General features: G+C 64.6%; 14 protein-coding genes and 1 tRNA gene. 4 read left to right on the top strand and 11 right to left on the bottom strand.

All coding sequences use genetic code 11. From position 1 onward, the window contains the following. Positions 1-148: 148 nt before the first annotated feature. A complete protein-coding gene (pyrG, locus tag AC3EC3_RS03900) occupies positions 149-1,783 on the top strand; it encodes a CTP synthase (RefSeq protein ID WP_488488354.1) in 1,635 nt (544 codons plus the stop codon). Between the two features lie 152 nt (positions 1,784-1,935). Here pyrG and AC3EC3_RS03905 read toward each other — a convergent pair whose 3' ends face one another. Next, positions 1,936-2,400, bottom strand: coding sequence for an Hsp20 family protein (locus AC3EC3_RS03905; RefSeq protein ID WP_260922412.1), 465 nt, complete (start codon positions 2,398-2,400; stop codon positions 1,936-1,938). A gap of 191 nt (positions 2,401-2,591) precedes the next feature. Between AC3EC3_RS03905 and grxC the strand changes: the two genes are divergently transcribed. The 3 genes from grxC to AC3EC3_RS03920 are packed head-to-tail and all read left to right on the top strand — an operon-like array spanning position 2,592 to position 4,203. Further along, the gene (gene grxC, locus AC3EC3_RS03910; RefSeq protein ID WP_488488355.1) at positions 2,592-2,858 is read left to right on the top strand and encodes a glutaredoxin 3; all 267 of its coding nucleotides are present in this window, start codon (positions 2,592-2,594) and stop codon (positions 2,856-2,858) included. 20 nt (positions 2,859-2,878) lie between these two features. Then, positions 2,879-3,706, top strand: a complete 828-nt coding sequence (locus AC3EC3_RS03915; protein WP_488488356.1) for a carbon-nitrogen hydrolase family protein — start codon at positions 2,879-2,881, stop codon at positions 3,704-3,706. Then, entirely contained in the window at positions 3,703-4,203 is a 501-nt protein-coding gene (locus AC3EC3_RS03920; RefSeq protein ID WP_488488357.1) for a DUF1178 family protein, read from the top strand. Before AC3EC3_RS03915 ends, AC3EC3_RS03920 begins: the two co-directional genes overlap by 4 nt. Before the next feature lie 11 nt (positions 4,204-4,214). On the opposite strand, the gene AC3EC3_RS03925 is transcribed toward AC3EC3_RS03920, so the two are convergent. The 10 genes from AC3EC3_RS03925 to AC3EC3_RS03970 form a co-directional block, all read right to left on the bottom strand. After that, positions 4,215-4,291: transfer RNA gene (locus AC3EC3_RS03925), tRNA-Arg, on the bottom strand. Between the two features lie 207 nt (positions 4,292-4,498). Continuing rightward, positions 4,499-4,672: a hypothetical protein gene (locus AC3EC3_RS03930; RefSeq protein ID WP_488488358.1), complete on the bottom strand. Its 174-nt coding sequence runs from the start codon at positions 4,670-4,672 to the stop codon at positions 4,499-4,501. Then, positions 4,669-5,451 (bottom strand): MBL fold metallo-hydrolase, encoded by a 783-nt coding sequence (locus AC3EC3_RS03935; RefSeq protein WP_488488359.1) that lies wholly within the window; start codon positions 5,449-5,451, stop codon positions 4,669-4,671. Before AC3EC3_RS03935 ends, AC3EC3_RS03930 begins: the two co-directional genes overlap by 4 nt. Next, positions 5,448-6,242 (bottom strand): TatD family hydrolase, encoded by a 795-nt coding sequence (locus AC3EC3_RS03940; RefSeq protein WP_488488360.1) that lies wholly within the window; start codon positions 6,240-6,242, stop codon positions 5,448-5,450. The genes AC3EC3_RS03935 and AC3EC3_RS03940 overlap by 4 nt, the downstream gene beginning before the upstream one ends. Next, entirely contained in the window at positions 6,242-7,801 is a 1,560-nt protein-coding gene (gene metG, locus AC3EC3_RS03945) for a methionine--tRNA ligase (RefSeq protein ID WP_488488361.1), read from the bottom strand. Before metG ends, AC3EC3_RS03940 begins: the two co-directional genes overlap by 1 nt. Before the next feature lie 26 nt (positions 7,802-7,827). Continuing rightward, positions 7,828-8,814, bottom strand: coding sequence for a DNA polymerase III subunit delta' (locus AC3EC3_RS03950; protein WP_488488362.1), 987 nt, complete (start codon positions 8,812-8,814; stop codon positions 7,828-7,830). Next, entirely contained in the window at positions 8,811-9,467 is a 657-nt protein-coding gene (gene tmk, locus AC3EC3_RS03955; RefSeq protein WP_488489191.1) for a dTMP kinase, read from the bottom strand. Before tmk ends, AC3EC3_RS03950 begins: the two co-directional genes overlap by 4 nt. A gap of 8 nt (positions 9,468-9,475) precedes the next feature. Continuing rightward, entirely contained in the window at positions 9,476-10,657 is a 1,182-nt protein-coding gene (locus AC3EC3_RS03960) for a D-alanyl-D-alanine carboxypeptidase family protein (protein WP_488488363.1), read from the bottom strand. Positions 10,658-10,768: 111 nt separating this feature from the next. Further along, entirely contained in the window at positions 10,769-11,872 is a 1,104-nt protein-coding gene (locus tag AC3EC3_RS03965) for an SPOR domain-containing protein (RefSeq protein WP_488488364.1), read from the bottom strand. Further along, complete coding sequence (locus AC3EC3_RS03970) at positions 11,856-12,824, bottom strand: lytic murein transglycosylase (RefSeq protein WP_488489192.1); 969 nt, start codon at positions 12,822-12,824, stop codon at positions 11,856-11,858. The genes AC3EC3_RS03965 and AC3EC3_RS03970 overlap by 17 nt, the downstream gene beginning before the upstream one ends. Positions 12,825-13,069: the final 245 nt, after the last annotated feature.

Raw genomic sequence — 13,069 nt, forward strand, 5'->3', positions numbered from 1 at the left:
CTTGTCGGTCGCAACCCGGCCGACACCTGAGAGCCTGATTTTTCGCGGGCGCCCGGCAGGGTCGGGCGCCTTTCGTTTGTTCATTTTGTGGATTTCGGCACAAGGGCTCTTGCCTTTGGGCCTCCATGCGATTTAGGGGCCGACTCCCATGGCGCGGCATATTTTTATCACCGGCGGCGTGGTCTCCTCGCTCGGCAAGGGTCTCATGGCAGCGAGCCTCGCGGCTCTCCTGCAGGCACGCGGATATCGCGTGCGCATCCGCAAGTTCGATCCCTATCTCAACGTCGATCCGGGCACGATGAGCCCGTATCAGCACGGCGAGGTCTTCGTGACCGACGACGGCGCGGAGACGGATCTCGATCTCGGCCACTACGAGCGCTTCACCGGCGTCTCGGCCCACCAGAGCGACAACATCACCTCGGGCCGCATCTATCGTGACATCATCACGAAGGAGCGCCGTGGCGACTATCTGGGCGCGACGGTGCAGGTGATCCCGCACGTCACCGACCAGATCAAGGACTTCGCACTCGACGATGCCGACGACCTCGATTTCGTGCTCTGCGAGATCGGCGGCACCGTCGGCGATATCGAGGGATTGCCCTTCGTCGAGGCGATGCGTCAGCTGCGCAACGAACTGGGCCGCGAGCAGACCTGCTTCGTCCACGTCACGCTGGTGCCCTACATTGCCGCAGCGGGCGAGCTGAAGACCAAGCCGACGCAGCACTCGGTGCGTGAACTCACCGGCCTGGGCATCCAGCCCGACATCCTGCTGTGCCGCTGCGACCGCCCTCTGCCCGAGAGCGAGCGCCGCAAGATCGCGCTGTTCTGCAACGTGCGCCCGCAGGCGGTCATCCAGGCGCTCGACGCGCCGAATATCTACGCGGTGCCGCTCCAGTACCATCAGGAAGGCCTCGATGCCGAAGTGCTCCATCACTTCGGGATGGAAGAGACTTCGGTGGCGCCGGATATGGCGCGCTGGGACGACATCACCGATCGCTACGAGAATCCCGAAGGCGAAGTGACCATCGGCGTCGTCGGCAAGTACGTCGGCCTGCCCGATGCCTACAAGTCGCTGAACGAGGCGCTCGTCCACGGCGGCATGGCCAACCGCGTCAAGGTCCACATCAAGTGGATCGACGCCGAGCTGTTCGAAAAGGCCGATTCGGAAATCGCCGCCGAACTGGAGCCGATGCACGGCATCCTCGTGCCCGGCGGCTTCGGTGAGCGTGGCGCGGAAGGCAAAATCGCCTCGGTCCGCTTCGCCCGCGAACGCAACGTGCCATTCCTCGGCATTTGCCTCGGCATGCAGATGGCCTGCATCGAGGGCGCGCGCCATGCCGGTGTCGCCAAGGCCAGCTCGACCGAATTCGGCCCGACAGAGGAACCCGTCGTCGGCATCATCACCGAATGGATGGGCAAGGACGGGCTTGAGCAGCGCGCCTCGGGCGGCGATCTGGGCGGCACCATGCGCCTTGGCGCCTACACTGCCGAGCTTTCGCCCAACAGCCACGTTGCCTCGCTCTACGGTTCGACCACGATCAGCGAGCGCCACCGCCACCGCTACGAGGTCAACGCCTCGTACCGCGATCAGCTGGAAGGCAGCGGCCTGATCTTTGCAGGGATGTCGCCCGACGGCCTGCTGCCCGAGATCGTCGAGCGCCCGGACCATCCGTGGTTCGTCGGCGTGCAGTTCCACCCGGAGCTGAAGTCTCGCCCGTTCGAGCCGCACCCGCTGTTCGCCGGTTTCATTGCCGCCGCGCTGCGTCAGGCGCGTCTGGTCTGAGGTTTCTCTCGGCAGACTGAAACACGAAAAGGCCGGGGCGGGATGATCGCTTCCGGCCTTTTTCTTGGCTCGCAATCTTCACGAAAAAGGGCGGCCCGGATAACCGGACCGCCCCGTGTCACACGCAACAAGGGAGAGGGAAGGGCGGCGGATCAGGCCGCCGCGCTGCCTTCGTCGTTCTCCACCACCGTCAACTGGTTGCCGCCGATGGCAATCTTCTTGGGTTTCATCGCCTCGGGCACTTCGCGCGCAAGGTCGATCACCAGGAGGCCATCGGCCATGTCGGCGCCGGTGACGCGCACATAATCGGCCAGTTCGAAGCGGCGCTCGAACCCGCGCTGGGCAATGCCGACGTGCAGGTATTCGCCTTCGGCATGATCCTCGGGCTTGGAACCCTTGACGATCAGCAGATTGGCCTGCGCGGTGATGTCGATATCTGCGGACTTGAAACCGGCGACCGCCAGCGTGATGCGGTAGTCGTCCTGGCTACGGCGCTCGATATTGAACGGGGGGTACTTGTCGCCGCCGTTCACCCGGTTCTGGTTCTCGATCATGTCGAACAAACGATCGAAACCGACCATGGTGCGGCGATAGGGCGAAAAATCGACACGGTTCATGACAAAAATCCTCTGCTGAGCAATCTTCGTGAAGGGCCCGTACTGCGGCGCCCCGGTTATCGAGCCATCCCCTTGGCGGGCCATGACTCTGCTCCCAAGTTATGGTAGCGCAGCAGGCTTTCAAGGGGCACGATGAAAGAGTTTTCACGCCTCCCTTCGAACGGTCGCGCAATACCCAAGGAGCATCGCAGATGAGCAGCACCCCGAAAGTCGAGATCTACACCAAGTGGGGCTGCCCGTACTGCGTGGCCGCCAAGGCGCTGCTCGACGACAAGGGCGTGGCCTACGAGGAATACGACATCACCATGGGCGGCCCCAAGCGCACCGAGATGGAAGAGCGCGTACCCGGCGCCCGCACCGTTCCGCAGGTGCTGGTCGATGGCACACCCTTCGGCGGTTTCGACGACATCAACGCGCTGGACCGCGCGGGCAAGCTCGACCCTGTGCTCGGCCTCTGATCGCGAGCTTCCAGACCACCATGCCCCGCGCCGCGATCCTGCAGATGACCAGCGGCATCGATCCCGATGCCAACGCCGCCGCCATTGTCGCAGCCGTGAAGGCCGCGCGTGAGGGCGGAGCGGCGATGCTGTTCACGCCCGAGATGTCCGGCCTGCTCGATCGCGACCGCGCCAGAGGGCGCCCCAAGGTTGCGACCGAAACGGAAGACCGCGTGCTCGCGGCCGTGCGCGAGGCGGCGGCGCGGGAAGGGCTGTGGGTCCACCTCGGCTCGCTGGCAATCCGTCCCGAGGAGGGGGCAGAGGACCAGCGCTTCGCCAACCGCGCTTTCGTGATCGACGCGCAAGGTGAGATCGCCGCGCGCTACGACAAGATGCACATGTTCGACGTCGAGCTCGATACCGGCGAGACCTGGCGCGAATCCGGCGCCTATGCACCGGGCAATGCCGTCACCACAGTCGAAACTCCGATAGGCAGGCTGGGGCTGGCGATCTGCTACGACATTCGCTTCCCGGCGCTGTTCGAGGCACTTGGTCGCGTGAAGTGCGATGTGATCGCCATTCCGGCCGCCTTCACGGTGCCTACGGGCCGGGCGCACTGGCATCTCCTCCAGCGCGCCCGTGCGGTTGAGGCCAGCGCTTTCGTGCTGAGCGCGGCGCAGGTCGGCACCCACGAGGATGGGCGCGAAACCTACGGCCATTCGCTGGCGATAGATCCCTGGGGCGAGGTCTTGCTCGACATGGGCGGTGAGGCTTCGGGCCTCGGTTTCGTCGATCTCGATCCGGCGCGTCTCGTCGAAGTGCGCAGACAGTTGCCGAGCCTTGCCAACCGCCGCGAGGTTGCTCGATGATCGTCTATGATCTCCAGTGCGCGGGCGGCGATCATCGTTTCGAAGGCTGGTTCAAAAGTTCAGGCGATTTCGAGGATCAGCAGATCAAGGGGCTGATTTCGTGCCCGCACTGCGATTGCTCCGATATCGGCAAGGCGGTGCAGGCACCGCGCCTGACGCGCAAGGGCAACCAGTTGCCACAGCATGCGCAGGCTCCCGCCAAGACGCCGAAACAGGCTGCCGTACCAGCCGCTTCATCGCCGCAGGCTCCGCCGCCAAGTCCTGAACAACTCGCTGCCGTACTGACCCATCTGGCGACGCTTCAGGCGAACGCGCTCAAGTCTTCGCGCTACGTCGGCAAGCACTTCGTCAAGGAGGCGCGCGCGATGCACTATGGCGAGCAGGATGCCGAGGCGATCCATGGCGAGGCCAGCCTAGCCGATGCCCGTGCACTGGCCGAGGAAGGCATCGACCTTGCGCCGCTGCTGTTTCCGTTGACGCCGGAAAAGGCCAACTGATTTGAGGGGGGTGGTGCACCCGACGGGATTCGAACCCATGGCCCCCAGATTAGGAATCTGGTGCTCTATCCGGCTGAGCTACGGATGCAACGCGGATGCCTCTAGCTTGGCGTTTCACGCTTGGCAATCGTCAGGACGGTGTAGACTTCAACGCAGCGGCTGATTTGGCATCGGGCGTTCGATGGATTGAGCCCCAGATTCCTAATCTGGGGGCCATAATAGCACGCGCCAGATATGATTGATAATCTATATTATGTTAAATTAAGCATCGGGAAAGCGGGCCTTTGAGCGACCGTCAGTGCTGCAGAAACGAAATAAGAAGCACGAGCCCGAGGATGATTGCGGCCCAGATCGCAGCAAGCTTGATCGTCTGAGATGCCTTCATCGACTGGAACGTGGAACCGCGCGTCACCAGAAACAGCGAGCCCAACACCGTGATGATCGCAACGATGGTACCCATGCTGCTCATGGCGCGATCACCAGCCCGTCATAGCCGACCGTAACGTTATCGGGCATCTCGGCCGCCAGCGTCGCGTAATCCATGCTCTTGTCGAGATGTGTCAGCACCGCATGGCCCACGCGACAGCGCTCGATCAGTTCGAGCGACATGGCAAGGTGCGCATGCGTGGGATGCGGTTCACGGCGCAGGCAGTCTACGATCAGCAGGTCCGCGCGGTAACACAGGTCTTCAATATCACGCGTAATCGCATTGAAATCAGTCGTATAGCAGACAGACTTGCCATCGCAGTCGAAGCGATATCCGGTCGATTCCATCCCGCCATGCGGCATCTGGCAGTGATCGACGCGGAAGCCCTCGCACAGCCGCAGCGTGTCGAGATTGTCGAGCTGGATCAGCGTCGGATAGCCGTACTGCCCCGCAAAGACATAGCCGAAACGCTGGCGTAGACGGCGCACGGTCTCGGAATGCGCGAAGCCCGGTATCGGGCCGGCGCGGCCATAGCGTAGCGGGCGCAGATCATCGATGCCGTGGCAGTGATCGGCATGATCGTGCGTCCAGAATACCGCGTCGAGGCGATGAATGTCGTTGTCGAGCAACTGCTGACGCAGATCCGTGGGCGTATCCACGAGGATGCGCGCGCCGGCATCGCTCTCCAGCAGGATCGCAACACGCGTGCGACGGTTCTTCGGCTCGTTGGGGTCGCACAGGCCCCAATCGGCCTTGCCATCCTCGCCGCCGAGGCGCGGCACGCCGGTAGACGTCCCGCTGCCAAGGATAGTGACTTTCACGCCGTAACCGCCTGCACCGGCTGTGCTTTCGAGAACAACGTAAAGAAATTGCGGGTGGTCGAGGCGCCGAGTTCCTCAAGCGGTATACCACGAAGGTCCGCCACGAACTGCGCGGTGACCGCGGTGAAGGCCGGTTCGCACGGGCGCCCACGATGGGGCACCGGCGCGAGGAACGGCGAGTCCGTCTCTACCAGTAGCCGATCTTCCGGAATGGTCGGAACAAAGGCCTGCAAGTCCTTGGCATTCTTGAAAGTCACGATGCCTGAAATCGAGATGCAAAGGCCCAGATCGAGCACGGCGCGGCCAAATTCGGGCGAGGCGGTGAAGCAGTGGATGAGTGCGGGAAACGCCCCCTTTCCCAGTTCGTCTTCCAGGATGCGCAGCGTATCCGCTTCGGCTTCGCGGGTATGGATGATGACCGGAAGACCGGTCTCGCGCGCAACGCGGATATGCATGCGGAAGAGGTCTTCCTGCACCTGCCGGTCGGACTTGTCGTAATAGAAATCCAGCCCCGTCTCGCCGATGCCGATCACCTTGGGATGGGCCGTAGCGGCCAGCAGGACAGCCTCGCCGAGATCGGCATGGCTGTCCGCCTCGTGCGGGTGGATGCCGACCGAAGCCCAGATGTCGGGCTCACGCTCGGCGGTGCCGACCACCCTCTCCCACTCGCTCTGGCGTGTGGAGATGTTGAGGAAACCAGCGATCCCCGCCGCCCTTGCGCGGGCGAGTACGCCCGCGCGATCCTCGGCGACGCCTTCGTATTCGAGGTGGCAGTGGGAATCGATCAGCATCAGGCGGCGGCCTCTTCCGGCAGTTCAAGGCGGGGAAACACGCCCTGCGGCTTGCCGACCTTGTAGCCGCTGGCGACCAGTGTGGCGAACCAGTCGCTTGTCGCCAGCGCGGCATAGGTGCGTTCGTCCGCAACCTGTCCCATCTGATCGAGCAGCGCGTCGATGGCGCCGGGCACAACCGGTCGGACAGCGAGCGCGAGATCGCGCACCACGCGGAACAGCGTCATCAACACGGCTTCCATACGCGCCGGATCGCTCTTGCGCAGCGCCCACGGAGCCTGTTCGTCGACGTACTGGTTGCAGGCGAAAACAGCGCGCATCCAGGCGTCCAGGCCATCGGAGAAGGCAAGGCGGCCAAAGGCTTCGCGTAGTTCGACGATGCCCTGCGCAACGGTTGTTTCGAGCGCGATGTCGGCGTCGGACAGTTCAAGCCCAGACTTCACTTCGCCATCCATGTTTTTGAAGATCATGGAAAGGCTGCGCTGTGCCAGATTGCCGAAGCTGTTGGCGAGTTCGGCGTTAGAGCGTGTCACGATGGCTTCCGGCGACCACGAACCGTCCTGCCCGAAAGCGACTTCGCGCATCAGGAAGTAGCGGACGGTATCGACACCGAAGGTCTCGGCCAGTGCCACCGGATCGGTGGTGTTGCCGAGCGACTTCGATTCCTTCTGCCCGCGATTGAGCAGGAAGCCGTGGCCGAACACCTGCTTTGGCAGCGGCAGTTGGGCGCTCATCAGGAACGCGGGCCAGTAAACCGTGTGAAAGCGGACAATGTCCTTGCCGATCAGGTGCAGATCGGCGGGCCAGAACTTGGCCATATCCTCGGTCTGCTCGGGGAAACCGAGGCCAGTCAGGTAGTTGGTGAGCGCATCGACCCACACGTACATGACGTGGTTGTCGCTGCCGGGCACTTTCACTCCCCAGTCGAAGCTGGTGCGCGAGACCGACAGATCGCGCAACCCGCCTTCGACGAAGCGGACGATCTCGTTGCGGCGGCTCTCCGGACGGATGAAGTCGGCGTTGCGGTAGAGTTCCAGCAACGGCTCCTGATACTTCGAGAGGCGAAAGAACCAGGATTCCTCGACCGTCCACTCGACCGGCGTACCCTGCGGAGACAGCTTCTCGCCGCCCTCGCCTGCGACCAGTTCGCTCTCGTCGTAATAGGCCTCGTCGCGCAGCGAGTACCAGCCTTCGTAGCGATCGAGGTAGAGATCGCCGTTGGCTTCCATGCGCTGCCACAGCGCCTGACTGGCAGCATGGTGGCGCGGCTCGGTCGTGCGCAGGAAGACATCGTAATCGATATTAAGAGCGGCGCACATATCGATGAAATGCTGTGACATTTCATTGGCAAGTTCGGCGGCGGTCATGCCCAGATCGCGGGCCTTTTGCGCCATTTTCAGACCGTGCTCGTCAGTGCCCGTCTGAAAGCGCACTTCGTGGCCTTCGGCCTTGCGATGGCGGGCGATGACGTCGGCAGCGATGGCCTCGTAAGCATGGCCAATATGCGGCTTGCCGTTGGGGTAGCTGATCGCGGTGGTGATGTAATAGGGCTCGGCCATGGCGCCGTCGCGACTTTCTGTGATGATTACCGTGGTGTGCGAACCGCTTCTCTAGGCACCGCAGCCGAGGCCAGCAAGCCGCCAATTTCCAATATGAGAAGCCCGGCATCGAAATTGTAGGTTCCGGCCTCGACCGAGAGCTGCGTCATCGCCGCATGGGCTTCGATGATCCGCATCTGCCGCTCGCCCGAGGCACCAGCCAATGCGCCTGCCAGTTCGGCACGGGCGAGTTCGAGCGCGGCCAGTTGCCGTTCCCGCGTCGGCCTTGCGCCTATTTCCTGCGTCAGCGCGCCGCGCAACTGCATATGGCGGTCGCCTTCGTGAAGGATGCGCTGCATCAGGGCGTGGATGGCGCCAAGTTCGAGCTGGACGATCGTCAGCGCGAGGCCGGGCGAGCCGTTGGAAGCGGCAATTGCAGCGGCGCGCGAGGCGTCGTCCGCCTGCGGCTCGGCCTGACGGAGCATCCGGTCGAGCTGGTCACGCTCCAGCGGGGCGAAGCGCAAGGTGCGGCAGCGCGAGCGCACGGTCGGCAGCAGGCGGCCGGGCTGGTGCGCGATCAGCAGGAAGTAGGTGCCTGCGGGCGGCTCCTCCAGCACCTTGAGCAGCGCGTTGACCGCGCCTTTTTCCAGATCGTCGGCCGGTTCGACGATGATCGCGCGCCGGTTGCCGAGCGTCGGCTTGGTCGCCAGCTTGCGGATCATCGTGCGCACCTGATCGACCGAGATGTTGCGCTTGGTCTGGAACGGCTTGCCCTCGGCCTTCTTCTTGGCCTCGTCGTCGTTGGCGGGCAGAGGTTCGAGCAACAGGATGTCGGGGTGCTGATCGAGCGGAGGCTGGCGCACGCCCTCTTCGCGTACAAGTTCGGCGGCGGCGGCATGGGCGAAGTCGCGCTTGCCGAGCCCTTTGGGACCGGCAAGCAGCCAGGCATGGTGCATTCGCTCGGACGCGAGCGCGGCCATCCATTCGGCCCAGACAGCGTCCTGGCCGATCACCGTGTCGGGCTTGCCGGTCATGCGGCGGGGGCTTCGATCAGGCGGGAGACGGCCTGCCAGATCAGCGCGGCGGTGCCATCTGCATCGCCGTTGCCGTCGATCCGGGCGTAGCGCGCAGGGTCTTCCTCGCGAAAGGCGGCGAAGGCGGTGGCGACGCGGGCGTGATAGTCGCTCCCGCGCGAGCCGATCCGGTCGGTGCCGTCGGCATCGCGGATCGCGAGGCGTGCGGCGGCGACTTCAGGGTCGATCTCGACCAGCAGCGTGAGGTCGGGCAGCAGCCCTTCGCTCCCCACGCTGTGGAGCGTGACGATATCGGCGTCGGACAGCCCGCCGCCGCCGCCCTGATAGGCGCGGCTCGAATCGAGATAGCGGTCGCACACCACCCATGCTCCGCGCGTGAGCGCAGGCCGGATCAGCGTTTCGACATGATCGGAGCGCGCGGCGGCGAACAGCAGCGCTTCGGCGCGCGGGTTCCAGCCTGCGGTACCCTGCGGTGTATCGACGCCGTGGAGCAGCAGGTGCCGTATCGCCTCGGCGCCGGGCGTGCCGCCGGGCTCGCGCGTGCTGACGACTTCGAGGCCCTGCGCGCGAAGGCGCTCGGCCAGCAGGCGCGCCTGTGTCGACTTGCCTGCCCCCTCGCCGCCTTCCAGCGCGATGAAGCGTCCTTTGGTGATGCTCTGGCTCATGAGAACAGGTTCATAAACCCGTTGACGATCCTGTCCACCGGCCCGGCGACAGGCACGTCGTCGCGTGCGTAGAGGGCGATGTGTCCCGCAGGCAGATCGCCGACGCGGATTTCGAGATCGCCCACTTTCTGCCCTTGCACAATCGGAGCCCGCAAGGGGCCGTCGTAATGCGCGGTAAGCGTGATCTTCGGATCGGTGCCGGTGAGAACGGTGGCGTGAACCTCGCGGTCGGCGACCAGCGGCACGGTGCGCTGGGCGCCGTTCTGGACGCGGGCGGCGGTGATCGTTGCACCCTTGTCGAACAGGTGGTGCGCCTGCCAGCCGGAGAAGCCCCATTCCATCAGCGCCTTGGCGGCATCGTCACGGATCTTGGGCGTGGCCGAAGCGGCAAGCACGAGCACGAGGCGGCGGCCATCGCGCTCTGCCGTGCCGACATAGTTGTAGCCCGCCTCACGCGTGTAGCCGGTCTTGATCCCGTCGGCGCCGGGAAACACGTCGACCAGCGGATCGTGGCTGCGCATGGCGACATCGCGCCAGAACCAGTGCTTCTTGCCGACGAACTCGTGATAGAGTTCGGGGTGGTGCATGATCATCGCATCGGCGAGCTTCACCATGTCGCGCGCAGCGACATAGGTATTGCCTTCGTCCATCCAGCCGTTGGGCGTGTTGTAGTGGCTGTGCGCCATGCCCAGCGCGCGGGCGTTGGCATTCATCTTCGCCGTCCATGCAGGTACGCTGCCCGCATATTCGGTGGCGAGCAGGATTGCCGCATCGTTGGCCGATTGGGTAAGGATACCGTGGAGCAGATCGGCAGTGGTCGGGCTGTCGGTGGGCTTCAGGTACATCGACGTACCCTTGGCGAACCATTCGTCCGAAATCGCCTTGGGCACGGGGAAGCGCCGGTCAAGCTTGAGGTGCCCCGCGTCGATTTCCTGAAAGGCGGTATAGGCCGTCATCACCTTCGTTACCGAGGCGGGGAGCCACGATACGTCCGGGCGGCGCTGTTCGAGCACCTGACCCGAGCCGAGATCGACAAGGATGCTCACCGGCACTTTCGCCAGTTCTGGCGGCGGCGTTGGGAGCGAAACGGTGCGGACCGTGGTGGAGGTATTGGCGGCGGTTGCAGCGCCGGTCGCCACCACGCCGCCTGCAAGGGCGAGCGCGCTGGCGAATTTCACGTAAGACTTCAAGACCCGCTTCTCCGGTAACTCGTCCTTTTGCATCGCGGAGAAGGTGTGCCGGGTCAATGCGGCGCCAGCCGATAGCCCCGGATCAGTCCACGTGCAGGATCAGTCTAGGTGGACTATCCGGGCGTCGCTATACCCTGCGGACTTGGCCTTCTCCAGCGCTGCGGCAGCCTGTGCACGGCTTGCGAAAGGCCCCATCCGCACCAGCGTCAGCTTGCCGCTGGCCGTCGCGCTGCCGCCCAGCTTGCGGGCGAGCGCCTTGGCGTTGGGCGCGGACGAGAAGGCGCCGACCTGCACCGCCCAGTCCTTGGCCAAACCCTTGTCCGTGACAGACGGGGCGGGTTTCTCGGCAGGCCTGGGAGCCGGTTTCGTGGCCTCGCTGACTTCCGGCTTGGGCGTCTGCCTCGGCGTTGCAACCGGCTCCACCTTGGGCGCTGTCGCAACGACAGGCTTCGGCGCTGCCGGAAGTGGCTTAGGCGCCACCTTCTGCGCCGCAACGACCGAATCCGGCTTCGCCACAGGGGCAGCCGGACCGCCCGCAAAGGCGCCGACCTTGGCGTCGGTGGGAATGGCGGAGGGCATCGTCGGCGGCGTGGAAGGCGGCGGGAGCAGCGGCGATTGCTCGGCGAGCTTGCGGCGCAGCACACGCAGCAGGCCATCGGGCGTTGCCATGCGTTCAGGCGCACGGCCATCGGCGCGCAGGAGTGCGCGCTCCTGTTCCGGCGGGATCACCCGGCGCACGCGAACCGGCGCATGCGAGCCGGGAGCAATCCCGAGCTGCGCGGCGGCATCGGGTGAAAGACCGACGAGCACGTCGTTGCTCATCGGTCCGCGCTTGGTGAGGCGCAGCAGGATCGTGCGTCCGGTATCGAGCGCCGTCACTTCGACATAGCTCGGCAGCGGCAGCGTCTTGTGCGCCGCGCTGACGCCGACAAGCCCTTCGGTGCTATCGACGCTGGCATAGCCAACCGCATCGTAGTTGAGCTGATCCGAGGGCGTCCATGTCGTGGTGCCGATGGTGAAGGGATCGCCGATCACCACCGGATAGTCGGCCGCGGGACCGTTCGTCGGCTCGGCCTGTTCGGTCTGATGCTTGTCATGATCGCGCGCGAGCGCGGGAACGGCGAGCAAGGGCAAGGCGATCCCGCCGGTGGCGAGAAGGATCACGGTCGCCAGCGAGGCGGCGTGGTTAACGGGCAATTTCATCTGCAAGCAACCCCACGGAAAGCGCGTAGTAGTTCGAGCAGTTGTACTGGAGGATGACCCGATAATTACCGGTTAACAGCCAGGCCGGCGTTCCGGGCCCATCGGGCTGGAACAGCGCGGTCTGCACATTGCCTGCGATCGGGGCCAGCGCCTGCACGCCGAGTGCGCGCCATTCCGAAACCGTCTTCCATTGCGAATGCCGCGCATAGACCGAATTGCAGCTCGCTGCGTTCAGCTTGGGGGCATAGGCGGCGGTGTTGAAGCCCGAGGGTATCGATGCGCTGACGCCCCAGGGTTGTCCGGGGCGCCATCCGGCATCGCGGAAATAGTTGGCGATCGAGGCGATCGCGTCGGCGGCGCTGAACAGGTTGGCATCGCCATTGCCGTCGCCATCCACGGCAAGGCGCAGATAGACGCTCGGCAGAAACTGTGGATAACCGAAGGCCCCTGCCCAGCTGCCCTTGAGGCTGGAGGGCGGCACGCCCCGGTCGACCATCTTGAGCAACGCGATCAGTTCGCCTTCGAACAGCGCGCGGCGGCGCCCTTCCCAGGCCAGCGTCGCGAGCGAACGGTTGAGATCGAAATCGCCGGTATAGCTGCCGAAATTCGTTTCATGCCCCCAGATCGCAAACAGGACCGGGGCGGGAACACCATAGCGCTGTTCGATACCCGGCAGGATACCTGCCATGCGCGCGTAGTTGGCCTTGCCGCGCTGGACGATCCCTGCGCCAAGGTGCTTGGCGAGGTAACCGGACATCGCGGGTGGCGCGCTCTGGCGGCTGGGCTGCTGCGTATCGAGCGCGATCACCTTGTCGTTGGGAGTGAGGCCGGTCAGCATGCGCGCAATCGTCGCCTCGCTCACCCCTTCGCGGCGGGCGCGGGCCGCCACGGTCGAGATATAGTTGTCGAACGACTGGCCACCCGGCTGTGCCTGCAACGCCGATCCGGGCATTACCAGCAGTGCAGCGGCCAGAGCGGCTGCACGAAAGCCTCGCCGACGGGTCGCGGCGGAGAAACGGGTCGAAATTCGGTTCGCCAAAGTCATCGCCGGACAACCTTGCACAATCGGGAGCCCAAGGAAATGCAAAGCCCTGCTTCGTCGTGGAAAGCCATCGCACGCATCGCGCGTTCCGTCTTCGCGCTGATGGCGTGAGAACGCCTCTTGCACCGCGCCCGCTTTGCGCTATGCGCAATCCC

The organism is Novosphingobium sp. BAM6, from assembly GCF_057784955.1.